This window comes from Neobacillus vireti, from assembly GCF_036962465.1.
In the GTDB taxonomy this organism is placed as follows: domain Bacteria; phylum Bacillota; class Bacilli; order Bacillales; family Cytobacillaceae; genus Neobacillus; species Neobacillus vireti_B.
The window spans coordinates 73,393-96,629 of record NZ_JBALNF010000008.1; the positions used below are offsets into that span (position 1 = coordinate 73,393).

The following is a 23,237-nucleotide window of genomic DNA, read 5'->3' on the forward strand; positions in this document are numbered from 1 at the left end:
ATCTATGCTTCCTTTTGTAAAATTATGAATAAGTCCCCAAAGATACGGTGAGATTCGTTTGCGCCGATAAAAGTCTAGTTTCGCCGATATTTTGCATATTTCCGCCGATAAATTAGTAAAAACCGCCGATATTTAAAAAAAAACCGCCGATATATCATCTAAGTTTAAAAAATTACCTTTTTAAAGGTAAGAAAAAAAGATGCAACAGGATAAATTGCATCTTTTTTCGCTTATTATGAATTTTTCAACATCCGTTCTAGCGCTAATTTTGCTTTTTCTGCCATTTCTGGACTAACTTTTATGATATTGTTTGGTTGATCAAGTGTATCAAGGCTCCAAACTAGGTGCGGCAGGTCAATCCGGTTCATGGTCATGCAAGGACACATATGCGGATTTAATGAGATAATTTGTTTATCCGGATGATCGTTAATAATGCGGTTTACTAGATTCATCTCAGTTCCAATCGCCCAGGCAGAACCGGACTCTGCCTTTTCAATTGCGTTAATAATATAACTTGTCGACCCCGCCATATCGGCTAACTCAACAACTTCCCGGCGGCATTCCGGATGAACGATAATTTTCATATCCGGGTATTGAACACGTACATCGGCAACGTTTTGAACCGTAAAGTTTTCATGGACAGAGCAGTGCCCTTTCCAAAGAATCACTTTTATGTTTGACACATCGCCCTCATATTCAAGCGCATTTGTGATTGGATTCCAGATCGCCATCTCATCTAAGCCGATCCCTAAATCTGCTGCCGTATTCCGGCCTAGGTGCTGATCAGGCAAAAATAAAATCCGTTCTTTGATTCCAAAAGCCCATTTCACCATGGTTTCGGCATTGGAGGAGGTAACGGTGGCGCCGCCATTTTCACCCACGAATGCCTTAATTGCTGCGGTTGAATTGATATATGTTAACGGAAGTATCGTATCTCCAAACAATTCTTGGAGTTCTTCCCAAGCCCGTTCTGTTTGCTCGATATCCGCCATGTCGGCCATTGAGCAGCCGGCACGCATATCAGGAAGAAATACCTTTTGATTGTCACTTGTTAAAATATCAGCCGTCTCGGCCATAAAATGGACACCGCAAAATACGATATACTCCGCATCCTTGTTATCAGCCGATAACTGCGCTAATTTTAAAGAATCTCCGGTTGCATCGGCAAACTGAACGACTTCGTCTTTTTGATAATGATGACCTGGAATAAATAAGCGTGAGCCAAGCTGTTTTTTTACCTCAATTACGCGTTTTTCAAGTTCTTCTCGTGTCATTTGCTTGTATTTTTCAGGAATCATGACATTCTTTTGTAAAGTTTCTAAGAAGCTCATTCTACTCATCTCCTTTATTCCATAATACTTTTACACTGATATCCAGAGCTTTATAGGAATGGGTGAGAAGCCCTAGGGAAATATAATCTACCCCTGTGTCACGATAGTCCGCGATGTTTGATAATTGGATGCCGCCGGAAGCCTCGGTAATGATCCCAGCCGGGACGAGTTTGATAAATTCCTTAATTTCATCGGGGGTTCGGTTATCAAACATAATCACATCCGCACCAGCATCGACTGCTTCCAGTACTTGTTCCAGCGTTTCTACCTCGACCTCAACTTTTACCATATGGCCTGCTTTTTCCCGGACAGCCTCTACTGCCTTAGAGATGGAGCCAGCAAAGGAAATGTGGTTATCTTTAATCATAACCGCATCGTATAACCCAAAACGATGATTAAAGCCGCCTCCGCAGCGAACCGCATATTTTTCAAGCATTCTTAGGCCGGGGGTTGTTTTTCGTGTATCACACACCCTTGTATGACTGCTGTCAAGCGTGTATACGGCCTTTTGTGTCAAGGTGGCGATACCGCTCATCCGTTGAACCAGATTAAGGACCACTCGTTCTCCTTTTAGTAAATCAGAGATTTTTCCAGAAATATGGGCAAGTTCCTGTCCCTTCTTGATGGCTTGGCCATCCTTCACAAGTAGCTCGATGCTAATATCTTGATTTAAAAGCTGAAAACCGGTCTTGATAATTTCCTCTCCGCAAAAGACACCCTCATCCTTTGAAAGAAAAACAATTTTCCCTGTTGTATTATCCGTAAAAATGAGATCAGTGGTTAAATCCTGTTCCCCAATATCTTCGATAAAAAATTCCTCAAGTTGCGAGCGCAGTTTTAGTGAATTCATTGTTTTTCTCCAATCCCCGATTGTATTTATGAATAATGGTTTTTCGCAGCCATTTTTGATTATCTTCTAACGGGAAATCACTTCGATAGTGCCCCCCTCGGCTTTCCGTCCTTTGTAATGCCGCTTCCGTAATCAAACTGGCTGTAATCACCATAAAGATTTTTGTCAGGTCCGTCTCGGAACAAGTATCTAACTGGACCCTATCGGCACCGAATTGAGCCAGCCAAGCTTGCTGCATTTTCAAATCTGCTTCATTTCTAACAATCCCTACCCGCTCCATCATGGTATCCTTTATCAATTGAACATCAGGCAATTTCACCTTTTGGATAATTGCAGATGGGAAGAAATCACGAGAATCAAATGGTTGCGAATTTGTTCTGGCAGCATTAATCCACTTAGATAATTGCTCACCTTGATAAAGCCCCTCTAATAAAGAATTGCTCGCTAAGCGGTTGGCACCATGCAATCCTGTACATGCCGCTTCCCCGATTGCATATAACCCCTTAATGGAAGAACGTCCGATTAAATCTGTTTTAATTCCGCCCATTAAAAAGTGGCTGCCAGGAGCTACCGGGATTTTCCCCCCCGCTAAGCAAATTCCATTATCTTCGCAAAGTGCCGTAATAGAAGGAAATCTTTTGGTAAACTCTTTAATGCTGCGAATATCTAAAAATACTTGTTTTCCCTTTTTCAGAAATTCATAGATTCTTTGAGAAACAACATGCCTTGGACCCAGATCCTTCATGGGATGAATCCCTTCCATTATGGCTGTACCGTCTTCGGTCACAAGGATTGCCCCTTCACCTCTAACAGCTTCAGAAATTAAGCCTTTTGTTTCCCCGTTACTATACAAAAGGGTAGGATGAAATTGGATAAATTCCATGTCGGCGATTTCTGCCCCCGCTAAATAGGCCATGGCAATACCGTCTCCAGCTACGGTTATAGCATTTGAGGTGTAGGTGAACAATTGCCCGCAGCCGCCGGAAGCAATGATGATATGGCAGCCATGATATCGCTGTATCGTTCCATCCGATTGTTTAGCTTTTACACCAATACAAACGGTTTTTTCCTCGTTTAATAATAATTCATAAGCAAAGACTTCCTCTTCAACAATCACATTTTGGGGGAGTCTGCTGATTAAATGCTCCATTACATTTTTTCCGGTCGCATCACCACCGCCATGAACAATCCGCTTTTCTCTATGGGCACCTTCCATCCCTAGGAATAATTCACCATTAGGATCTTTATCAAAAACATCGCCCTGCTGAGATAGATTTCGGATTAGAGACGGGGCAGCGTTAATAATTTCCCGAACCGTATCAAGGTTATTATGAAATCTTCCCGCCTCCAGGGTATCCCCAAAATGTTTGGACGGATGGTCATTTGCACCAATGGCGGCAGCAATTCCGCCTTGGGCAAGATAAGAGTTAGCCGTTCTTAATTTCCCCTTTGTGAGTATCCTCACATTTAAATGATTACTTAATTGTACAGCCAGCTGTAAGGCTGCTACTCCGCTACCAATTATTACTACATCATCATTTGTCATGGATGACCCTCCTGGCATTAACAGATGTCTTGACATATATATTTACACAGAATTAAACTAAAAACAAGTACTAAAAAAATAGATTATTGGAGAAATAGGATGATATATTTTGATTTTGCTGCAACCACTCCTTTAGATACTGATGCTGCTGAGGCTTATGTAAAAATAGCAACTGAGTACTTTGGCAATACCCAGAGCCTCCATGATATCGGCGGACAATCACAACAATTACTCGAAAATTGCCGGGAAGAACTGGCAAATGTTTTTGGTGTTAATAAAAAGGGCTTATATTTTACAAGCGGCGGCTCGGAAGGAAACTTTTTAGCAATTGAGGCTCTTTTGTCCGCTCCATTAAAAAGCGGCAATCATATTATTGCCGGTATAGCAGAGCATTCCTCTGTCCATGGTGTGCTAAAGCGACTCCAAAAGAATGGCTATGAGGTAACATACATTCCGTTTACTTCAAATGGATTGATTGATATGAATCTTGTTATTAATTCGATTAGACCAGAAACTGTTTTAATGATCGTGCAGCATGTTAATTCTGAAATTGGAACGATCCAGCCAGTTGAGGAAATCGCGAAAATAGCAAAAGAGAACAAAATTCACCTTCACAGCGACTTTGTCCAATCCTTTGGAAAAATAAATGTAAAGACCCTTGCGCCCTTAGTCAGCAGTTTTTCTTTTTCCGGTCACAAAATATATGGTCCAAAAGGGATCGGCGGAGTTTATATTAATCCCAGCATCGCTTGGAAGCCCTTTTTCCCGGGAGGTTCACATGAAAGCGGGCTTCGGCCTGGAACAGTCAATGTCCCGGCGGTCGCCGCACTGACTGTGGCGGCCGAGAAAATTATCGGACGACTTGATGAGGACTATACTAAATTTCAATTGTTGCGTGATACCTTTATTGAAACGCTTGAACCGATAAAAGAATGGGTCGAAGTTTATCAAGCTGATGATCATCGGCAGCTAGCCAATATTATTGGGATGCGGATTTCTGGTATCGAAGGGCAATGGATGATGCTTGAATGCAACCGGCTAGGTTTTGCCATCTCCACTGGAAGCGCATGCCAAATCGGGATGCAAGCCCCCGCAAAGGTGACAGAGGCACTTGGTTTAGATAAAAACGAAGCAAAGGAATTTATCCGAATCTCGCTTGGGCATTCCTCCACAAAGGAGCAAGTAATTACACTCGGTGAGACCGTGGTCAGGATTGTGGAATCATTCAAAATGGCCTCATGTGATAGAAAGAAACATTCTGTGCTAGAATAGGAAGATAGAAAAAACTATAGGAGGTCTTTTATGGCTGATCAAAAGAAGATTTTGGGGGAGGAAAGAAGGTCGTTCATTCTCCAGCAGCTGAAAGACAGCTCTGAACCGCTCACAGGCAGTGAACTGGCGGCTAGAACTAATGTAAGCAGACAAGTAATTGTAGGGGATATTACCCTTCTTAAAGCTAAGAATGAACCTATTATTGCCACAAGCCAAGGCTATATTTATTTAAAGACAAGCTCGAGTATTCCTACATTTGAAAGAACAATAGCCTGCAAACATTCGCCGGCAGACACAGAGAAAGAATTAAATCTACTTGTTGACCATGGTGTACTTGTTAAAGATGTAAAAATCGAACACTCCGTTTACGGTGATTTAACGGCATCCGTAATGGTGGCAAACCGCCATGAGGTTAAGCAATTCATGGAAAACCTTACAAGCACGAAGGCCTCCTTATTATCGGAGTTAACCGGCGGTTATCACCTCCATACGATTTCAGCTTCAAATCCCGAGGTCTTAGATCAAGCAGAACAAGCCCTAAAAAAAGAAGGATTCATAATCGAATGAAAAAAGAGACCCGCTGCAGCTTGGCACGGGTCTCTTCTCTTAATCTAAATTTACCATCACAGATGGATAGCTCCCAAGCACTTTGACACCACAGCCAAGTGCTTCAAGTTCAGCAATCGCTCCGGGAATTAACACCTCGTCAAGTTTCATTTCCAAATCAATAATAAAGAAATAATTTCCAATTCCTGTTTTCATCGGTCTTGACTCAATTTTTGAAAGATTCAATTTTCTCCAGGCAAACGCTGATAGTACCTGATGAAGGGCACCAGCCTGATCTGAAGGCAGTGTCACCATAAGGGTTGTTTTATAATGCGATGATCCGCTTATTTCTGCAAAATCCAAGTCCTGCTCTGATAAAACAAAAAAGCTCGTATGGTTAAAATGAAAATCATGAATGTCCTTTTGAACGATGGTCAAACCATATTCTTTTGCTGCGAGTTCATTTGCAATTGCAGCCGCATTCAATTTAGGCTGCTCCATGACCATCTTCGCGGCCGCAGCGGTTGATGTGATGCTCTCAATCGGTACACCTTTAAAATGGGTATGTAGAAACTTATGGCACTGGGCAATTGCATGGGAATGGCTAAATACTTTGGAAACTTCCCTCCAATGGTCCTTATTAGCAGGATGAACCATCAAATGCTGTTTAATCGGAAGCGTAATTTCTCCGACAATCGGAATATCAACTACATGCGTTAAATAATCTAGTGTAATATTTACTGAACCTTCAAGCGCGTTTTCAACAGGAACGACCGCCAAATTCACTTTTTGATCCGCTATGGCATCTATACTTTCCGGTATCGTGCTAAATGGTTCCAGCTCGAATCCATGAAAAACTTTACTCACAGCTAATTCTGTAAATGTTGCCTTTGGCCCCAAATAACCAACCTTCATGATTCTCCCCACTCCTCTATATTTTTAAAAAGGAAGGCTGAAGACCCGGCCCATAGTGGATCTTGTCCACTACGCGCCTGTTCCCAGCACTTCCACTTTTTCAACAAATTCAAGTTTTCTTAGTTCCGTTAATAACTCGTCCAGCTTTGTTATAATGTTCGATGTATTTAAGGACAATGTCACATTTGCTCTGCCTTGGAGCGGTATCGTCTGATGTATGGTCAGCACATTACAGCCTGATCCAGCAACGACACTTAACAAGTTAGACAACGTGCCTGAGCGGTCTTCTAAATGAAAGAAGAGGGAAATAATCTTCTCCTTCTGAATCGTCGAAAAAGGAAAAACCGTGTCCCTGTATTTATAAAAGGCACTCCTGCTTAGGTCCACTTTAAGAACAGCATCTGCAATCGATTCTGCTTTGCCCCGATCAAGCATTTCTTTCACTTCAAGGGTTTTCTTCATCGCTTCCGGCAAAACATCCTCACGGACCAGGTAAAACTTTTTATCAAAATTATCCATTTCAACTCTACCTCGTTCTTGGACGGAAAACTACTCAATAAACTCAAATTCGAACTCTAACAACTTCACAATATCCCCGTCTTTAGCCCCTCTTTGTCTTAAGGCATCATCGACCCCAAAACCGCGCAGCTGGCGTGCAAAACGGCGGATAGATTCTTCTCTTGAGAAGTCCGTCATCTTAAATAAACGCTCGAGCTTCTCACCCGATAAAACAAATGAGCCGTCTGGATCTCTAGTAATGGTAAAGGCATCTGGATCGGCCTCATGTTTATATAATACACGATGTACGCCCGTTACTTCTTCTTCATGCTCAAGCGGGAATTCTGGTGTCTGCTCAATTTTATCCGTAATCGCAAATAATAGATCTCTAAGACCTTTTCGCGTCAGGGCAGAAATTGGAAAGATCGGATAATCCTCTTCTAACTGCTCTTTAAACATTTTTAAGTTTTCCTCAGCATCCGGCATATCCATTTTATTTGCGACAATGATTTGCGGGCGCTCCGTTAATCTGAGGTTATATTCTTGTAATTCTTTATTAATGGTCAAATAATCCTCGTATGGATCTCTGCCTTCAGTTGCTGCCATATCAATCACGTGGACAATCACCCTTGTCCGCTCAATATGCCGCAAAAATTGATGACCAAGGCCAACACCTTCACTTGCGCCTTCAATCAATCCCGGCAGGTCGGCCATAACAAAGCTTCGGCCATCTTCTGTTTCTACCATGCCAAGATTAGGAACAATCGTAGTGAAGTGATATTCCGCAATTTTCGGCTTTGCCGATGATACGACTGATAATAAGGTCGACTTCCCTACGCTTGGGAAACCTACTAGACCTGCATCAGCAAGAAGTTTCAACTCAAGAACCACATCTCGTTCTTGTCCTGGTTCACCATTTTCAGCAATCTCCGGTGCTGGATTTTGCGGGGTGGCAAAACGGGTATTTCCTCGTCCGCCGCGGCCGCCCTTGGCAATAACCGCCCTTTGGCCATGCTCGACTAAATCAGCGATGACCTCTTTTGTTTCAGCATCGAGGACTACCGTTCCCGGTGGAACCTTAACAATCATATCTTGAGCGCCTCTGCCGTGCATTCCCTTCGACATGCCGTGTTCTCCGCGTTCCGCCTTAAAATGACGCTTGTAACGGAAATCCATTAGTGTGCGTAAGCCCTCATTTACTTCAAAAACGACATTAGCTCCCTTTCCGCCATCTCCGCCGGCAGGGCCGCCATTTGGTACATATTTTTCACGGCGAAAGGCAACCATACCATTTCCGCCGTCACCGCCTTTTACATATATCTTAACTTGATCGACAAACATCTTATTCCTCCAGTCTTGCACATAAATAAATTCAAATTAAACCGAGTTATTTTTCAGCATTGGCATAAATAACTCGAGGGAGAGTTCCGTTTCTGTAAATTCCTTGATCGACAAATCAAACGTTTTATCAGATAGGAAGCCCTCAATCAGTTCTCTGTTAGTTATTATCCCGCTAAAATCAAAAAAGAAACGAACACCGTCTGATTGCGGTTCTATGGTAATTGATAGATTATTTTCTTGAAATGGCTCAATGGCTTGATTCAAATTGCCAAAAAAGGCATGTGTCCACTTCGTCACAGCCAGATCATTAATTTTTGAGGCATCTGGATCAAACATCACCTCATATTCGAGCTTAAAGGAAGGATTTTCCCAGTTCGATTTTAAAAGCAGCGCTGCAAATAAAGGCATATGTAAATTTGATAGTTTGGTCTCATGCTGGGTCTCAATTACGATTTCGTCAATCACTTGTTTTGCCCGGTCAATCCGATTCAAATCCAGATTTCCTTTAATTAGCTGCAGCTTATTTAGCCAATCATGTCGTGAGTGCCGCAGCACTTCCACGATATCCCATTCTTTCCCCATATGTACACTCCCACATTTAAGTGTTGACACTGTTTGCTGTTAGTATATCAAAAAAACATACTTGAGTAGACTTTTTTGTATAAGAAAAGTTTTTTAGAGGCAAAAAGAGCTTTCTAAGAAGATTTTATGAGTGAGGTCTTTATTGCAAAAAGAAAACTCTAACCAATCAGGTTAGAGTTTCTGATGAATTGCTTACGCTTCTTGAGCAGCTGCTGGATAAACACTTACTTGCTTACGGTCACGACCTAAACGTTCGAATTTTACAACGCCGTCGATTTTAGCAAAAAGAGTGTCGTCACCACCGCGGCCAACGTTTTCACCTGGGTAAATCTTTGTACCGCGTTGACGGTAAAGGATAGAACCACCAGTTACAAATTGACCGTCTGCACGCTTAGCACCAAGGCGCTTCGCGATAGAGTCACGTCCGTTCTTTGTAGAACCTACTCCCTTTTTAGATGCAAACAATTGAAGATCTAATTTTAATAACATTTCATTCCACCTCCTGCTTTTTGAAGGTTATTTTAATGTGCTCTCCGTACGTTTCTTCAATCGATCGTAATGACACAGCCATACCTTCGAGAAGAAGCTGTACTTTCTCATAAACGTCAACCGGAAGGTCTTCCGGTACAACGCAGCGGAGAAAGCCATCTGCTCGATGTTCTAGATCGGGCGTGACACCGGTTAGTTCATGAACCGCATTAATCGCACCAACAGATACGGCTGATACGCCTGCACAAACAATGTCCTTGCCACGATCTGCGAACAATGCATGACCGTCCATTTCGAAAGAATGAATCGCTCCGGACTCAGTACGATAAATCGTAATGTTAATCATCTATTTTTCCAACACCTTATGCGTTGATTTTTTCGATGACAACTTTAGTGTAAGGTTGACGATGACCTTGCTTCTTACGGTTGTTTTTCTTCGCTTTGTACTTGAAAACAATGATTTTCTTCGCACGGCCTTGTTTTTCAACTTTAGCTGTAACGGTAGCGCCTGCAACAACAGGGCTTCCAACTTTTACAGTTTCACCGCCAACGAAAAGAACCTTGTCAAAAGTAACTGTTTCACCAGCTTCAACATCTAATTTTTCAATGTAGATAGCTTGGCCTTCTTCAACTTTTAATTGCTTACCGCCAGTTTCGATAATTGCGTACATGAACTGCACCTCCTTATAAACTCAGACTCGCCAAATACAGGCGCTTATGCAAATGCAAAAGTCTTACTACCTGCACTGTGCGGTTGTAGCACGGGTGCTACAAACATAACATTAAGATACTAACATAGATTAATTGAATGTGTCAATAGCCATTTGGGCACTTCATCGGTCAGAGCTGTTCCTTTTGCGAAAGTTCATCATCATGACCAAACTGCTTTAGCTGATAAAAATGGGGTAAAGCAGGCTGAAGCGTAAAATATAGTCTCAGATGAAGAAGTTCCTCTAATACTTCTCTATGGGCCTCGTCTGTTCCGAGGAGAGCTTCTTTTACCTCTGGAGTTGTCCCGATCAGGATAGCCTCAAAATCGGAGTTGCGGTGCTCTAACAGCTCTCGCTCCAGCCGAAAGGCAACGGTTTCTGGACTAAGAATGCGGCCTGTCCCCTCGCAAACCGGACATTTCACCTTTAGGGCTTCTGATAAGGTAACCTTTGTCTTTTTCCTTGTCAGTTGAAGGATGCCAAGTTCTGTAAACCCGATGATTTTTGTTCTTCTCTCATCTTTATTTAATTCCAATTCCACTGTAGCTAGAATGGTTTGCTTGTCCTGCTCCCGGGACATATCGATAAAATCTATCAAAACAATTCCGCCAATATCACGGAGACGAAGCTGTCTGACGATTTCTTTCGCTGCGAGTTGGTTGGTTTTAAGAACCGTTTCCTCGTAGTCTATCTTACCGGAAAATTTCCCTGTGTTGACATCGATAATCGTTAACGCTTCGGTCTCATCAAAAATCAGGTATGCCCCATGGTCAAGCCAAACGACCCGCTTTAACGCCTTGTCAATTTCATGCTCGACTTTACTGTTTGAGAATATATTCTCTTTGCCATTGTAAAAACTAAGTTTGGTGTGATCGTTGACCTTTTCGAGTACATTTTTTAGAGAAAGATCGTCGACAATGATTTCACCTGTTTTCATCCGGGCAGCTTGGTTGATGACCATTTCAATAAAGGTGTCCTTTTGAAAAATAATTCCGGGCTTTTTTTGGACGGACGCTTTTTGTAAAAGTTCTTGGTATTGTTCTCTCAACGCTTGAAGTTCAGCAGCAATTTCCTCTTCTGAACTATAGATTCCTGATGTCCGAAAGATCATGCCCTCTTCTTCCGTTTTTAACTTTGTGCCCATTTTGCGCAAGGTCGTTTTTTTCGATTCATGGGCAATTTTTTTGGATACGGCCACATACCGCCCTTGCGGCATATAGACAAGATGATTTCCCTCTATCTCAATGATTCCTTTGACCTTTGGGCCTTTTGTTCCTGTCGCATCCTTCTCAACCTGTACGAGCATTTTTTCACCTTGATGGACAAACGAGGTAACGTTCTTTTGTTGATCTTTGGATTGAACGAATGAGGGGAGAACATTGCGGTGCAAATAAGCATTTTTCTCCTCGCCAATATCGATAAAGGCAGCGTTCATCCCTGGCAGCACCTTTGTAACAGTCCCTAAATAAATATTACCGACCAGCGAACGATGTTCAGGTCGGTCTATAACAATATTTTCAACACGGTTATCCCTTAGGTAAGCAAATCGCTTTTCCCGTGAATGATAGTTTACAATTAATCGTTCCAATCGAAGCGTCCTCACTTTACAACTTTCTTAATCGCAGAAGAAGCGCTCGTGAACCGGGCGCTTCTCGCTTTTTTATTATTATACCCTAATAGTATGAAAAAAGAAGGTCGCTGATTTTATCGGTCAACCGTTTTTCGGAAAAATAGGCATGGAGGAGCTCGTTTTCATCCAGTTTTCCGGTTTCCCGTCCATCTGCCTCGACGATAATGGGATGCTTGCAGCCGCGCTGAAACTTTTCGAGAACGTGAATGACCAGGTCCTCTTCATTTGCTTGGATGGGCTTCAGAATGTCAGGGGTCGCCTTTTTCCCGTAATAGCGTTCAAGTAAAAATCTCATAAAGATATAACGCCGCTGTTTCCATTCATGATAAAGCGAGAAAAAGAGAAAAAAGATTACTACCCAAACATTTAAATGCATTGGTGCTGTTACTAAAATCAACACGGAAAACAAGCTTAAACAGAATAGAGAAATCAGTAATGTGAATTGATGGGCTCTTGGAAATGAATCTTTTAAGGAGAGCAGTAAAAATACCAGCTTGCCCCCATCAAGCGGCCAAACTGGGAAAAGATTAAAAACAAAGATCATCAGATTATAATTAAGAAAGAGATGAAATAAATCTTCTGGAAGCAGTTGGAGAGAAAACAAGAGATAAGCGAGCCCAACCATCCAGACATGCTGCAGCGGCCCGGCCAGCACCACAATCGTCTCTTCCTTTAAAGGACGATTACCATGCTCATCCATTTCCGCTACCCCGCCAAATGGAAGCAAAGAAATTTTTTTGATTCGCCAGGAAAAAAAAGAAGCCGCAGCAGCATGCCCCATCTCATGTATAAAAATAATTCCCAGCAGCAGAGACACTTCAAGGAAATGTGCTGTAGCAATCGATAAGGCAATGACAATCCACAATAACGGGTGGATTGAAATCAGTCTTAGAAGTGTCATCATCCTAATCAAAGCGAATCACCTGGATCGGATCGATAAAATTATCGTCTTTTTTAATGGCAAAATAATATTTTCCTTTTGTCTTATCTTCCCCTGTAGAGGTAGAAACAGTTCCAACTACGTCTCTTTTGCCGACATACTCATACAGCTTCACTTTTACCTCATCCAAATTGCCGTACCACGTTTCTGATTTGTCAGAGTGCTGAATAATGACGGTTTTGCCAATCCCCTCTTTAACACCCGCAAAGGTAACCAGACCATCATTAATCGCTTGGACCGGGGCACCTTTGCCTGTTTCAATCATGATTCCCTGGCCATTTTTTTCGAAGTTTTCGAGAATCTTCCCCATGGCCGGTACAGAAAGATTTTGATTATCTGCCACTGTTTTTTTGTCTGATGTTTTTTCGTCAGTAAAAGGCAGCAGGGCTAACGGTTTACCAAACTTTTCCTCGTACCAATTGGATACCACGGCAAACTTAAAGTCCTTATCCATTTGACTTGTGATAAAATCCCGAGCCGGATCAAGTTTTGCGGTTTGATTGCGAAATAGAAGAGCCACCACTAAGAAGAGAAGTGCTGAAGCCAAAATCTTGAAAAAGAAGACCTCCTTTTTAAAGAGAGGATGTCCGGCATCACCGCCACCGGAGTCGGAAGGACTCGTATACTTAAAATCATCGTGCTCATCATACCCTGGCCAAGCAATCTGGCGTTCAGGAATTGTTGAGTTTGCATTGGTGCCTTGTTCCTTTTTTCTTCTGGCGATTCGCCGCCGTATTTCTTCCGGTGTAGACCGCGCCATATCCATCAACCCTTTTCCTGCTTTTTGTACAAGTTTATGTGCGAAGGAGGACGAGTATGACAAACATTAAAAAGCCTGTCCGCAATTAAACGGACAGGCTGATTGTATATATTTCGATTACTGCCTTGCTGAAGATTTATCTGACACCAAAGAATTTTTTAAGTTTAGTAAAAACACCTTTGTTTGCTTCCTCAAGCGGCTGAAGCGGAATGGATTCCCCCAGAATTCTTCTTGCGATATTCCGGTAGGCAATCGATGCCTTGCTATTTGGATTTAGGGCAATCGGCTCACCATGATTGGAAGCTTTGATGACCTCTTCATCGTCAGCAACAATTCCAATTAATTCAATCGATAAATGCTGGGTAATTTCATCAATATCAAGCATATCACCAGTCTTCATCATATGATTGCGAATCCGGTTGACGACTAATTTTGGTGCTTCCATATTCTTTTGCTTTTCTAAAAGACCGATGATCCTGTCGGCATCACGAACGGCTGATACCTCCGGGGTTGTGACCACAATCGCTTTATCAGCACCCGCTATTGCATTTTGAAAACCCTGTTCAATCCCGGCAGGGCAATCAATAATAATATAATCATAGTCTTGCTTTAATTCGAGAATAAGTTCTTTCATTTGTTCCGGTTTTACGGCTGACTTATCAACCGTTTGTGCCGCCGGAAGTAAATATAATAAACCGTCAAATCGTTTATCTTTAACCAGCGCTTGATGGATTTTACATCTCTTTTCTACTACATCCACCAGGTCATAAATAATCCTGTTTTCTAAGCCCATGACTACATCTAAATTTCGAAGACCGATGTCTGTATCCACTAAGCATACCTTTTTGCCTTGAAGGGCCAAAGAAGTCCCAATATTAGCAGAAGTAGTGGTTTTACCCACTCCGCCCTTACCGGATGTAATTACGATTGCCTCTCCCACCTAAAGTCCCCCTTCGAATCTGTTTAAATTAGGCCTTACATGAACTAAAACTTGTAATCTATCAACAATGATTTTCCGGTCCTCATCTATGTAAGCACATTCCATTTCCCGTGGTTCATTGTTTTCTGCATGATCCGGTGCACGATTAATTTGATCACTAATCCGAAGCTGTGATGGTTTCATACTAGACGCGGCAATTACAGCCTCATCATTGCCATAGCAGCCGGCATGAGCAACACCTTTTAATGAACCCATTATAAAAATATTTCCACCGGCGATAACTGTACCGCCAGGGTTAACATCGCCAATTAATAGTAAATCACCAGGGGCTTCCAGAACTTGCCCTGAACGAATAATTTTTGAAACAGTCTTTACCTCATTTTCAGTCTTCAGCTGTTTAGCGTCTTCCAGCGTAATGACATTCGAAACAATCGCATCAACATCCAAGTTCTTCTTTTGAAGAATAAGCTGCTTTAACTCTTCATGCTGCTCCGAGGTTATATAGCGGTTACCTACATTCACTTTTACCGAAATTAAATTGCGCTCATCTTGCATCCTCGAGTTTGCCGATAGTTTTTGATCCAGTTCCTTTTTCAGTTCCTGATAGGAACATGTATCATCAAGATGAAGGACAAGACCTTCCTTCGTACCTTTTATTGTAACATTTTGCCGCTTTTTCATGGAGAATTTTTCACCTCATAATAAGAAAACAATTTAGGAATAGCAACTCTTAAGACCTATTCCAAATCAAAAAATACAGACATTTAATACAAATTCGACACGAAGGCTCCATTCTCCTTTTTTAAAGAAAACAAAGTATTAGACTATTCAGGCCTAATTGCATCCATATGTTTTTCAAACAACCTTTTTAAAGGATATCCTGCAATAATCACAAATAGTGCATTTAAGATAAGGGTTGGGTAAAAGCGCAAATGAAGATAACTCATAAAATCCATATCCGTCACATGGATCAGATGGTCCATTTCATAAACACCTACTTCCAATAAGGCAATCCCAACAATCGCGATCAGAATAGCGACCATAAAATTATTTTGCAAAATATTCAAGATTTTGGAAGCTAGGTACGCAATAAACGGAAAAAGGAAAAGGTATATTCCAATAATTTCGATATAGACAATATCAAACAAAAGCCCAAAAATGGCTGCATAAATAATTCCTTGTTTTCTGCTTACAAATATCGTCAAAAATAATAAAGCAGCAAAAAGAAAGTGCGGGGCAATAATTTTATTTTCCCCCAAAAGATCTGTTGGAACATATTGGACAAATAAGCTTTCTAAAATAAATAAAAACAGAAACAAAAGAGGAAGAAGGAATTTTTTCACGATCCCGTCTCCTTCCCTGATGTCGTATCTGTAGTTACCGGCTGAGCCATTACTCTTTTCGTGACGATAACTGTTTTAATATCATAAAAATCAGCCCCTGGTTTTACCAAAGCCGTTTGGTTTAATCCATATTGATCCTGTTTTACTTCAACCACTTTTCCGATCATTAAGCCCTTTGGAAAAACATCCCCTAACCCAGAGGTGATGACAGTTTGTCCTTTTTCAATTTTTGCACCGGAAGGAATGGCTTTGACCTGAAGCAATTTTTTCTCACTGTCATAGCCTTCTACCAGTCCATATACATTGGTTTTCCCTTGAACAATCGCAGAAATCCGGTTCTTCGGATCCATGGAACTCAACAGTTGTACGGTCGAGCTAAATTGAGTCACACTCTTTACTTTTCCAATCAAGCCGTTGGCTGTGACAACCGCCATGTTTTTCTTCACACCGTTTAATTTACCTTTGTCGATTATAATCATTTCATGCCAACGATCAGGATTTCTTCCAATCACAGTAGCTGGAAGTGGTTCATAATCTCGCAGGGTCTTCTTTTCACCGAGAACATCACGCAGTTCGCTATTGTCTTTTTTCAGCTCCTGAACTTGTGCTTCAAGGCTGGCAACATTTTCTACCCGTGATTTTAATTCTTTATTCTCTTCGTAAGTGTTCGTAAGATCCTGGAGATTTTCAAAAAAGCCTGCAACATAGTTGGTAGGCTTAGAAACCAAGGATTGAACCCAGCCGGTTGTATCTTTGACAAATTGCTCCGGCCAGGATAGTTTGCTTCTCTCCCTTAAAGAAAACCCAATCAATGCCACGAGAACAATAATGCTGACAAGTAATAGAATCAGTCGTTTATTCATAAAGAACTGTGGCATGATTATACACCTCTTTTTTTCTATATAGATAAGAAAGTATCAGTCTTAAAAATCTCTTGTTTAACGTGAATCTCTTGCTTTGTTTTTAAATAAATGAATATGATCGAGCGCTTTTCCCGTACCAATTGCCACGCAATCAAGCGGATTTTCAGCAATTAAGACAGGCATTTTCGTTTCTTCACTAATCACTCTGTCCAAATTACGAAGAAGCGCGCCCCCGCCGGTTAAGACAATTCCGCGGTCCATTATATCGGCAGCAAGCTCTGGCGGTGTTTTTTCTAATGTATTTTTTACAGCTTCAACGATCGCATAAACGGTATCATTTAAGGCAGTCGCAATTTCTTTTGCAGTAATTTCAATCGTTTTTGGCAGACCCGTTAATAAATCGCGGCCGCGAATCTCCATATTATCGACGCCTTCAGGTATGCCTGCAGATCCAATTTCCATTTTGATTTGTTCGGCTGTCCGTTCACCAATCATCAAATTATAGTTTTTACGGATATAAGTAATCACGGACTCGTCCATTTCATCACCAGCCACACGAATCGATTGGCTCGTTACGATTCCTCCTAAGGAGATAATCGCTACTTCCGTCGTACCTCCACCAATATCCACAACCATACTTCCGGTTGGCTCCCAAACAGGCAAATTCGCACCAATTGCCGCAGCAAATGGCTCTTCAATCGTATAGGCATCCTTTGCCCCTGCTTGTCTTGTTGCATCAATTACGGCTCTTTCTTCGACTGCAGTTATACCGGATGGTACGCAGACCATGACGTATGGCTTGCCAGAAAAAAGATTATTACTTTTTTGTGCCTGGCGGATATGGTATTTCATCATGGCAGCCGTCGTTTCAAAGTCAGCAATGACACCATCCTTCATTGGTCTCATGGCAACAACGTTCCCTGGTGTCCGTCCGATCATATTTTTTGCGTCGTTCCCTACTGCTACAATGCTTTTGGTATCTGTTTGCATGGCCACAACAGAAGGCTCCCTTAATACAATGCCTTTTCCTTTTACATAGACGAGGGTGTTGGCCGTTCCCAAGTCAATTCCAAGATCTCTAGGTCTAATTCCAAACATAATGTTGTATCTCCCTTTCTGATACGAAATGCACAAATTCTATAGGCAGGTAATCACCTTAATTATCATGTCTTTTTTCGTACTATTTAAATGATTACTTTAAAAAACAATCCTAAAAAATCATACCCAATATTATATCCTAACGTCAAATAATATCCTAGTGTTATAAATAACCTTTTTCCTTTAAACTAACAAACTTGTTTTCACCGATAATCAAATGATCGAGTAAATCAATGCCAATGATCTTCCCGCACTCGACAAGACGCTTCGTGACATCAATGTCTTCCTTGCTTGGTGTCGGGTCTCCGCTGGGATGGTTATGCAGGGCAATTATTGATGCAGCTGAACGCTTTAAGGCCTCGCGGAACACTTCCCTCGGGTGCACAATCGAGGCATTTAAGCTGCCGATAAAAACGGTTTGTTTATGAATGACTTGATTTTTCGTATTTAAAAACAAACAGACAAAATGTTCCTGGGTCAAAAAGCGCATATCGTTCATGACATACTTTGCTCCGTCTTCAGGTGAGCGAATCACGTAGCGATCTGTGTAATTAAGATTCGCAATTCTTCGGCCAATTTCAACCGCAGCAAGAATCTGAATCGCTTTAGCTGCACCAATCCCTTTGATTTCTGTCATTTCTTCTAAGGTTGCACCCTTTAACATGCGCAGCCCCTCAAAATGAGTTAACAGGCGATTCGATAATTGCAGCACTGATTCATCTTTTGTTCCAGTTCGAAGCAGAATGGCAATCAGTTCATGATTCGATAAGCTTTGCGGTCCATGGTTAATAAACCGCTCTCTTGGCCGTTCATCCTGCGGAAAATCACGGATCATCATCGTATTTGCAGACACTTATTTTCCTCCCTTTTAGCGGGAGTCTTTTCTAATATGGCAAAGAGTAGCCGGCCTTTTTCAATTCCCTTATGGTCCTAGCGACTGGCAGACCGACAACCGCAAAATAGTCTCCATTTATTTTTTTGACAAGCATGCTGCCAAGCTGCTGGATTCCATAGGCCCCTGCTTTATCAAACGGTTCACCGCTTTGCACATAGGCGTTAATGTCTTCGTCTGTTAACTCCCAAAACCATACTTCTGTTCTTTCATAAAATTTGCTGATACCTGTTGGGGACACGATTGCCACACCAGTAAAAACCTCATGCTGCCGTCCTGATAACCTTTTTAACGTGCTAATGGCTTCTGCTTCGTCAGCTGGCTTTCCAATGATTTGATTATCCGCAACCACAACCGTGTCCGAGCCGATTACAAAAGAGTCTTGATTCTTTTGAAAAACGACCTGTGCTTTACGCTCGGCTAACTCCATGACTACTTCCTCTGGAGAGAGTGCCGGATCAAAGCTTTCATCTACTTCACTGCTTGAGACCGCAAATGATAAGTGGAGATTTGCTAGAAGTTCTTTTCGCCGTGGAGAAGAAGAGGCTAAAATGAGGTTTTGCATTCAATCACCTTACCTTTTGGCATTTATTATAGGGAGATACATGTTAATGGTATCAGAAATTGTAGAAGCACACAATTTCAAGATGAAAAAAATTTGAGGAATATTGTAAAATTATGTAAATGAAAAGGTAAAAGCTCAGTTTAGTAAATCCGAAATAGAATTATCTACTAAGTACAATGTCAAAAGCCCCACCAAAAATGGTGAGGCTTATTTCCCGGAAAATATCATCTATTGTCGATTACAATGAATAATAGGCACTTAGAAAGTTTAATAGATGCTGCTGGGCTTGACTGAGGCTCTTTTTACTTTTGGACTTTTGATAAGAATTTAGCTTATCAACAGCAGTTGTTAATTCTGTTTTTATCGTCTGTACCTTTTCATTCTTTAGACCGCTCGTTTTTAATTGTTCTTCAAGGCCTGTGATTGCCTTTGTCGATTCGGAAGACAGTTCATTATTTAATAGCGCTGTTGAGGTTGCTAGTGATAACGTTTCATAGATAGCAGGTACACTCTCTAGGAAGCTTTTGTCTTTGTCATTAAGACCTGCTACTTGTTTTTCATCAAGTAATAGCGGCTTGGCAAAGATATCTGCGACACCATCTGCTTTATATTGATTACCAAGTGATTTAGCCGTTTCAATGGAATTGGCTACCCCGAGAAATAGATATTGCTTCCCACTTATTTCAATTAACTTTGCTGGAACCCCTTTGGAAGTAACCTCGGTAGATGTTTCCTTTGCCCCGTCGCTCGAAGAGAATACACCACCCTGGATCACATAGGTGGTCATTTGGTCTAAGGTAACTTTGTTTGTTTTTTCACCAGTATTCACAACTGTCGTGTTTCCTTTTTCTTCAACGACAGTTGGGATTGTTGCAGTACCTGTCTTGTTCGCAGGCCCAGCAATTACTAATTTCAACATCACAAACCCAATCGTCGTACCGAGCAGGATGGCGAAGGTCGCTGAAATTATTATAGATAGAATGTTTCGCTCCTTCTTCTTATTTGAATTGGTAGAGAAGGTTGTTATTTTGGGGAGGCTGGTTTTGTTTGTTTTTTTGTTGCTTGCGAGCGTAAATTCCTCTATCTCATGTTCGGAGGATTCGGGAATAATCCAGTCAAAGCTTTCATCGACGGATTCCTGGGCGGCGGCTGTTTCAAAAAACACTTCTGAATCTAGTTTATTCGAATCTATTTTTATCACTTTTGTAGTTGATTCGAGGCTAGTTTCCTTTTCGGTATGTGCTGGTTCTTCTTGGTGGGCTTTAGTCTCACCGTTTAATTTAATCGTGATTGTATTGCCTTTATTAGGCTTGTCCACTGTTTGTACTCCTCTCTCTTCCGAAGGGTCATTGGTTTCATCCTATCATAGCGGCAAAAAAAAATAACAAGACTTTTGTCGTCTTGTTATGGTAGTCTTTCGTCAAATTGTTTGTTAGTTCGGCACTGTTTTAACTATGGTTGTGTGTTTGCTGTTGCAGGGTATTGACTTAATGGGTTATCTTTTCCGGCTGGTGCTGGAGAGTCCATTTTTGGAAGATCTGCCTGCAAATCGGTCAGACTTGGCATGTAAAATGTCGAAACCGTAAGCGAATAGGTTAACGGCTGAGTCTCTGTTTCTAGACTTGTAACCTCTTTATCACCCGTATAATTGATCGCTTCAACAGAAACAATCCTTGGAAGAGATTCAATTGTTTGAATAAACTTCTCCAAATTCTGATAGGTTGCTGACTCTACTGACAGCTGAACGGTTAACTTTTTTAACCCGCTGTAAGGAGTAACAGCTTGTTGCTGCGTTCCTGATTGATCCGTTGATGTTGGACTGGTTGTACTCTGAGTAGTCGCAGTACCAGATTGATTGGTTGTTGTCGTTTGTGCAGTTGTTTGACCTGTTGCTGCATTTTGAGCGTTTGTTTGATCGGTGGCAACCGTAACAGCGGCATCTTTAGAAAAACTCATCGTTTTTATCTTACTATTAGACACCGTTTCAGCCTTTTCTAAATCAAGAATAAACTGTTCTTGTAGCGGCTCTACTGGAACCTTTTTTTGAAGTTCGACTGTATTTTCCGGTTTAGACTTGTTCGTATCCGAGTTTTTCTGGTTAACAACTTCTAATAGTTTTTGTTCAGATTTCAATGCCTGCTCTTTGATGCTTAAGTCAGACTTTAAGGGACTAAGCGAAAAAAACTGAGAATACACGAAGACAATGATAATTAAAACCGCTCCAGAACCGACAATAATCTTATCTAATTTTGAGAGGTTGAACTTCATGGAGCTGTCACCCCTTCCTCGCCCTTCTGGTTCTCCTTCGTTGACTTTTTTATCGCATCTTTATTAAATTTAATTTCAAATTGACCAACATAACGAGGAAGAATATTTTGATCAGGTTTAGTTGTGGCAGTGGCAGTTCCACTGGCAGCAACGCCTGTATTAGTCGAGTTTGTATTGTTTTGATTAGTCGTAGTTTCAGCTGTATTTATTTGAGAAGTCTTTCCCACAGTAGTAGTAGCTTGGTTAGAAGCAGTGCCCTGGGCCGCTGTGGTTGCTGTACTAGCTGTCGGTTGTTCAGTTCCAGCACTTGCAGAAGTTTGTCCAGTTGACTGTGCGGCAGTGTTAGCAGCTGTTTGTTCAGTTTCAGTTGCAGATAGTGAGTTAAGGCTTGCGTCTTCAATCCAATCAGATTCTTTTAAGCTTTCTAAAAAATAAGCAGCTTCACGAGTACTATCAAATTGCACACTAATTGTTATCGTTCCAGCCTCAGTATAGGCAAAAGATTGAATAAATCCACGTTCTGGCAATAATGAATTAAGGTGTCTCATTACAGGGACTGTTTGTATCGGATAGTCGGCTGCCCAATCTACTGCTGTTTTTAGTAAACTAGCTGATGAAGCAACTTCAGTTGTGTTGGCACTTTTTTCTTCCTTTTCAGCTATTTTTTTAGTCATAGCTATTTGTTTATCTACATAATCCACTTCACTTTTTACGGATTGAATTTGCCAAAAATATAAACCGCTTATCAGGGCTAGTACAGCGACAATAGTTGATAAATTAATAATATTAAATTTCTTAGGCTCTTTTTGAGGAAGCAGGTTAATTTCTACTAGCATCATTGCACCTCTTTTAAAGCAAGACCTAGAGGTAATAAAAGATTGGTCGGTATGCTTAGTTGTTTACTCTTCGCTTCACTGTCAATCGCGATGAGATCAACAGGAATATCGTATCTTTCTTTCATTTCATCATAAATCGCCATCAGCATCGGATGGTCGCCATTTAAGAGAAACTTTGAAACATCCTGCTTTTCATTATTATTGTGTGAATAACGGTAAAAATCTAATAACTTATTCACTTCTTTAAAAATATCTTCAAACTGAATCACCAATTCTTCTGGGTCTCCGTTAAACTTACATACCATTAACCCTATTGGACCTCGTGATATTTCCCATTGGTCGATATTAAATGGCAAGGAGAACTGGCGCATCACTACCGGAATCGTTTCATCAAAGATACATAAATTAACACTTGTTAAATCAAACTGAACAGTGAATAAAATTTCATCCGCTATTGCCCTATCTAATTTATGATATAAACGGTATAACGAAAGCGGAGAAATATCTGCTGCAATAGGATTTAGTTTTATCCGGTTTAGCAGGTTTACATATTCCATCACGCTCTGCTCAGGAGCTGCAAATAATAGTAAATCCTTTGTCTTGCCATTATCCGGAAGTGTGTAATAGTCAAATACCGGTTCTTCAAAAGGTAAATGGATACTAGATCCAAGCTCTAGATACAAATATCCCTTTATTTCATCATCACGAACATCTGCAGGTATCGTGACCTTTCGGATAATGACAAGTGGATCTGGAACAATAAAACGAATCGACCTTCGCTTAATCTTCCATTCATCAATACATTCTTCAAGGATGCTCGATAGAGAATCAAAATCAACAATCTTTCCATCCGTGATAATTCCAGGAGGTAAGTAACGCTCTAACCATCTCAGTGGTTTAGGCGGGGCCTCTTGTTTTAATTCCAAAAACCGAATGGAATGATCGTTTATTACCAGATTGATTATTCTGTTTTTGGTAGAAAAGAGGGAAAAAGCCATAGTTATGAACCCCTTAGTAATGTA

26 protein-coding genes and 1 other annotated feature are annotated in these 23,237 nt (G+C 41.2%); of the genes, 2 read left to right on the forward strand and 24 right to left on the reverse strand.

Annotated features, from left to right (window positions below; genetic code table 11):
• Window positions 1-233: 233 nt before the first annotated feature.
• From nadA to nadB, 3 genes are read right to left on the reverse strand one after another with little or no spacing between them, the layout of a single operon-like run.
• The gene (gene nadA, locus V7077_RS03720) at window positions 234-1,331 is read right to left on the reverse strand and encodes a quinolinate synthase NadA (RefSeq protein ID WP_335498495.1); all 1,098 of its coding nucleotides are present in this window, start codon (window positions 1,329-1,331) and stop codon (window positions 234-236) included.
• A 1-nt stretch (window position 1,332) separates the two neighbouring features.
• Window positions 1,333-2,181 carry a carboxylating nicotinate-nucleotide diphosphorylase gene (gene nadC, locus V7077_RS03725; protein WP_335498496.1) on the reverse strand — a complete coding sequence of 283 codons (849 nt, stop codon included), beginning with the start codon at window positions 2,179-2,181 and terminating at the stop codon, window positions 1,333-1,335.
• Window positions 2,150-3,727, reverse strand: coding sequence for an L-aspartate oxidase (gene nadB, locus V7077_RS03730; RefSeq protein WP_335498497.1), 1,578 nt, complete (start codon window positions 3,725-3,727; stop codon window positions 2,150-2,152). The genes nadC and nadB overlap by 32 nt, the downstream gene beginning before the upstream one ends.
• Window positions 3,728-3,826: 99 nt before the next feature.
• On the opposite strand from nadB, the gene V7077_RS03735 reads away from it, so the two are divergent.
• Complete coding sequence (locus tag V7077_RS03735; protein WP_335498498.1) at window positions 3,827-4,999, forward strand: IscS subfamily cysteine desulfurase; 1,173 nt, start codon at window positions 3,827-3,829, stop codon at window positions 4,997-4,999.
• Window positions 5,000-5,029: 30 nt separating this feature from the next.
• Window positions 5,030-5,566 (forward strand): transcription repressor NadR, encoded by a 537-nt coding sequence (locus tag V7077_RS03740; RefSeq protein ID WP_335498499.1) that lies wholly within the window; start codon window positions 5,030-5,032, stop codon window positions 5,564-5,566.
• A 39-nt stretch (window positions 5,567-5,605) separates the two neighbouring features.
• On the opposite strand, the gene pheA is transcribed toward V7077_RS03740, so the two are convergent.
• The 21 genes from pheA to pilM all read right to left on the reverse strand — a co-directional run bounded on the left by pheA (window position 5,606) and on the right by pilM (window position 23,213).
• Window positions 5,606-6,460 carry a prephenate dehydratase gene (pheA, locus tag V7077_RS03745; RefSeq protein ID WP_335498500.1) on the reverse strand — a complete coding sequence of 285 codons (855 nt, stop codon included), beginning with the start codon at window positions 6,458-6,460 and terminating at the stop codon, window positions 5,606-5,608.
• Window positions 6,461-6,529: 69 nt separating this feature from the next.
• Window positions 6,530-6,979: an ACT domain-containing protein gene (locus tag V7077_RS03750; RefSeq protein ID WP_335498501.1), complete on the reverse strand. Its 450-nt coding sequence runs from the start codon at window positions 6,977-6,979 to the stop codon at window positions 6,530-6,532.
• 30 nt (window positions 6,980-7,009) lie between these two features.
• Complete coding sequence (obgE, locus tag V7077_RS03755) at window positions 7,010-8,299, reverse strand: GTPase ObgE (RefSeq protein ID WP_335498502.1); 1,290 nt, start codon at window positions 8,297-8,299, stop codon at window positions 7,010-7,012.
• A 36-nt stretch (window positions 8,300-8,335) separates the two neighbouring features.
• Window positions 8,336-8,881: a Spo0B C-terminal domain-containing protein gene (locus tag V7077_RS03760; protein ID WP_335498503.1), complete on the reverse strand. Its 546-nt coding sequence runs from the start codon at window positions 8,879-8,881 to the stop codon at window positions 8,336-8,338.
• A 192-nt stretch (window positions 8,882-9,073) separates the two neighbouring features.
• Window positions 9,074-9,370 (reverse strand): 50S ribosomal protein L27, encoded by a 297-nt coding sequence (gene rpmA, locus V7077_RS03765; RefSeq protein WP_098529850.1) that lies wholly within the window; start codon window positions 9,368-9,370, stop codon window positions 9,074-9,076.
• A gap of 1 nt (window position 9,371) precedes the next feature.
• Complete coding sequence (locus V7077_RS03770; RefSeq protein WP_335498504.1) at window positions 9,372-9,716, reverse strand: ribosomal-processing cysteine protease Prp; 345 nt, start codon at window positions 9,714-9,716, stop codon at window positions 9,372-9,374.
• 16 nt (window positions 9,717-9,732) lie between these two features.
• On the reverse strand, window positions 9,733-10,041 hold the full coding sequence (gene rplU, locus V7077_RS03775; protein ID WP_160721963.1) for a 50S ribosomal protein L21: 309 nt from the start codon (window positions 10,039-10,041) through the stop codon (window positions 9,733-9,735).
• A gap of 13 nt (window positions 10,042-10,054) precedes the next feature.
• Window positions 10,055-10,136: a sequence feature (ribosomal protein L21 leader region), on the reverse strand.
• A gap of 74 nt (window positions 10,137-10,210) precedes the next feature.
• Window positions 10,211-11,668, reverse strand: a complete 1,458-nt coding sequence (locus tag V7077_RS03780) for an Rne/Rng family ribonuclease (protein ID WP_335498505.1) — start codon at window positions 11,666-11,668, stop codon at window positions 10,211-10,213.
• Between the two features lie 85 nt (window positions 11,669-11,753).
• Window positions 11,754-12,623 carry a M50 family metallopeptidase gene (locus V7077_RS03785; RefSeq protein WP_335498506.1) on the reverse strand — a complete coding sequence of 290 codons (870 nt, stop codon included), beginning with the start codon at window positions 12,621-12,623 and terminating at the stop codon, window positions 11,754-11,756.
• On the reverse strand, window positions 12,616-13,416 hold the full coding sequence (locus V7077_RS03790) for a M23 family metallopeptidase (protein WP_335498533.1): 801 nt from the start codon (window positions 13,414-13,416) through the stop codon (window positions 12,616-12,618). Before V7077_RS03790 ends, V7077_RS03785 begins: the two co-directional genes overlap by 8 nt.
• 130 nt (window positions 13,417-13,546) lie before the next feature.
• Window positions 13,547-14,350: a septum site-determining protein MinD gene (gene minD / locus V7077_RS03795; protein ID WP_335498508.1), complete on the reverse strand. Its 804-nt coding sequence runs from the start codon at window positions 14,348-14,350 to the stop codon at window positions 13,547-13,549.
• Complete coding sequence (minC, locus tag V7077_RS03800) at window positions 14,351-15,031, reverse strand: septum site-determining protein MinC (RefSeq protein ID WP_335498509.1); 681 nt, start codon at window positions 15,029-15,031, stop codon at window positions 14,351-14,353. It lies immediately after the preceding gene.
• A gap of 143 nt (window positions 15,032-15,174) precedes the next feature.
• The gene (gene mreD / locus V7077_RS03805) at window positions 15,175-15,693 is read right to left on the reverse strand and encodes a rod shape-determining protein MreD (protein ID WP_335498510.1); all 519 of its coding nucleotides are present in this window, start codon (window positions 15,691-15,693) and stop codon (window positions 15,175-15,177) included.
• On the reverse strand, window positions 15,690-16,571 hold the full coding sequence (gene mreC / locus V7077_RS03810) for a rod shape-determining protein MreC (RefSeq protein WP_335498511.1): 882 nt from the start codon (window positions 16,569-16,571) through the stop codon (window positions 15,690-15,692). The genes mreD and mreC overlap by 4 nt, the downstream gene beginning before the upstream one ends.
• Before the next feature lie 60 nt (window positions 16,572-16,631).
• Window positions 16,632-17,654 carry a rod shape-determining protein gene (locus tag V7077_RS03815; protein ID WP_335498513.1) on the reverse strand — a complete coding sequence of 341 codons (1,023 nt, stop codon included), beginning with the start codon at window positions 17,652-17,654 and terminating at the stop codon, window positions 16,632-16,634.
• Window positions 17,655-17,817: 163 nt separating this feature from the next.
• Entirely contained in the window at window positions 17,818-18,492 is a 675-nt protein-coding gene (gene radC, locus V7077_RS03820) for a RadC family protein (protein WP_420489607.1), read from the reverse strand.
• Between the two features lie 46 nt (window positions 18,493-18,538).
• The gene (locus tag V7077_RS03825; RefSeq protein ID WP_335498515.1) at window positions 18,539-19,111 is read right to left on the reverse strand and encodes a Maf family protein; all 573 of its coding nucleotides are present in this window, start codon (window positions 19,109-19,111) and stop codon (window positions 18,539-18,541) included.
• 238 nt (window positions 19,112-19,349) lie between these two features.
• Window positions 19,350-20,429, reverse strand: a complete 1,080-nt coding sequence (locus tag V7077_RS03830) for a hypothetical protein (RefSeq protein ID WP_335498516.1) — start codon at window positions 20,427-20,429, stop codon at window positions 19,350-19,352.
• A gap of 134 nt (window positions 20,430-20,563) precedes the next feature.
• Window positions 20,564-21,379, reverse strand: a complete 816-nt coding sequence (pilO, locus tag V7077_RS03835; RefSeq protein ID WP_335498517.1) for a type 4a pilus biogenesis protein PilO — start codon at window positions 21,377-21,379, stop codon at window positions 20,564-20,566.
• Complete coding sequence (locus tag V7077_RS03840) at window positions 21,376-22,218, reverse strand: PilN domain-containing protein (RefSeq protein ID WP_335498518.1); 843 nt, start codon at window positions 22,216-22,218, stop codon at window positions 21,376-21,378. Before V7077_RS03840 ends, pilO begins: the two co-directional genes overlap by 4 nt.
• Entirely contained in the window at window positions 22,215-23,213 is a 999-nt protein-coding gene (gene pilM, locus V7077_RS03845) for a type IV pilus biogenesis protein PilM (protein WP_335498519.1), read from the reverse strand. Before pilM ends, V7077_RS03840 begins: the two co-directional genes overlap by 4 nt.
• Window positions 23,214-23,237 lie beyond the last annotated feature (24 nt).

Excerpts from the sequence above, each read along its gene's own strand:
- nadA (WP_335498495.1), bottom strand. The coding sequence starts at position 1,331 with ATGAGCTTCTTAGAAACTTTACAAAAGAATGTCATGATTCCTGAAAAA.
- nadC (WP_335498496.1), bottom strand. The coding sequence starts at position 2,181 with ATGAATTCACTAAAACTGCGCTCGCAACTTGAGGAATTTTTTATCGAA.
- nadB (WP_335498497.1), bottom strand. The coding sequence starts at position 3,727 with ATGACAAATGATGATGTAGTAATAATTGGTAGCGGAGTAGCAGCCTTA.
- V7077_RS03735 (WP_335498498.1), top strand. The coding sequence starts at position 3,827 with ATGATATATTTTGATTTTGCTGCAACCACTCCTTTAGATACTGATGCT.
- V7077_RS03740 (WP_335498499.1), top strand. The coding sequence starts at position 5,030 with ATGGCTGATCAAAAGAAGATTTTGGGGGAGGAAAGAAGGTCGTTCATT.
- pheA (WP_335498500.1), bottom strand. The coding sequence starts at position 6,460 with ATGAAGGTTGGTTATTTGGGGCCAAAGGCAACATTTACAGAATTAGCT.
- V7077_RS03750 (WP_335498501.1), bottom strand. The coding sequence starts at position 6,979 with ATGGATAATTTTGATAAAAAGTTTTACCTGGTCCGTGAGGATGTTTTG.
- obgE (WP_335498502.1), bottom strand. The coding sequence starts at position 8,299 with ATGTTTGTCGATCAAGTTAAGATATATGTAAAAGGCGGTGACGGCGGA.
- V7077_RS03760 (WP_335498503.1), bottom strand. The coding sequence starts at position 8,881 with ATGGGGAAAGAATGGGATATCGTGGAAGTGCTGCGGCACTCACGACAT.
- rpmA (WP_098529850.1), bottom strand. The coding sequence starts at position 9,370 with ATGTTATTAAAATTAGATCTTCAATTGTTTGCATCTAAAAAGGGAGTA.
- V7077_RS03770 (WP_335498504.1), bottom strand. The coding sequence starts at position 9,716 with ATGATTAACATTACGATTTATCGTACTGAGTCCGGAGCGATTCATTCT.
- rplU (WP_160721963.1), bottom strand. The coding sequence starts at position 10,041 with ATGTACGCAATTATCGAAACTGGCGGTAAGCAATTAAAAGTTGAAGAA.
- V7077_RS03790 (WP_335498533.1), bottom strand. The coding sequence starts at position 13,416 with ATGGATATGGCGCGGTCTACACCGGAAGAAATACGGCGGCGAATCGCC.
- minC (WP_335498509.1), bottom strand. The coding sequence starts at position 15,031 with ATGAAAAAGCGGCAAAATGTTACAATAAAAGGTACGAAGGAAGGTCTT.
- mreC (WP_335498511.1), bottom strand. The coding sequence starts at position 16,571 with ATGCCACAGTTCTTTATGAATAAACGACTGATTCTATTACTTGTCAGC.
- V7077_RS03815 (WP_335498513.1), bottom strand. The coding sequence starts at position 17,654 with ATGTTTGGAATTAGACCTAGAGATCTTGGAATTGACTTGGGAACGGCC.
- radC (WP_420489607.1), bottom strand. The coding sequence starts at position 18,492 with ATGATGATCCGTGATTTTCCGCAGGATGAACGGCCAAGAGAGCGGTTT.
- V7077_RS03825 (WP_335498515.1), bottom strand. The coding sequence starts at position 19,111 with ATGCAAAACCTCATTTTAGCCTCTTCTTCTCCACGGCGAAAAGAACTT.
- pilO (WP_335498517.1), bottom strand. The coding sequence starts at position 21,379 with ATGAAGTTCAACCTCTCAAAATTAGATAAGATTATTGTCGGTTCTGGA.
- V7077_RS03840 (WP_335498518.1), bottom strand. The coding sequence starts at position 22,218 with ATGATGCTAGTAGAAATTAACCTGCTTCCTCAAAAAGAGCCTAAGAAA.
- pilM (WP_335498519.1), bottom strand. The coding sequence starts at position 23,213 with ATGGCTTTTTCCCTCTTTTCTACCAAAAACAGAATAATCAATCTGGTA.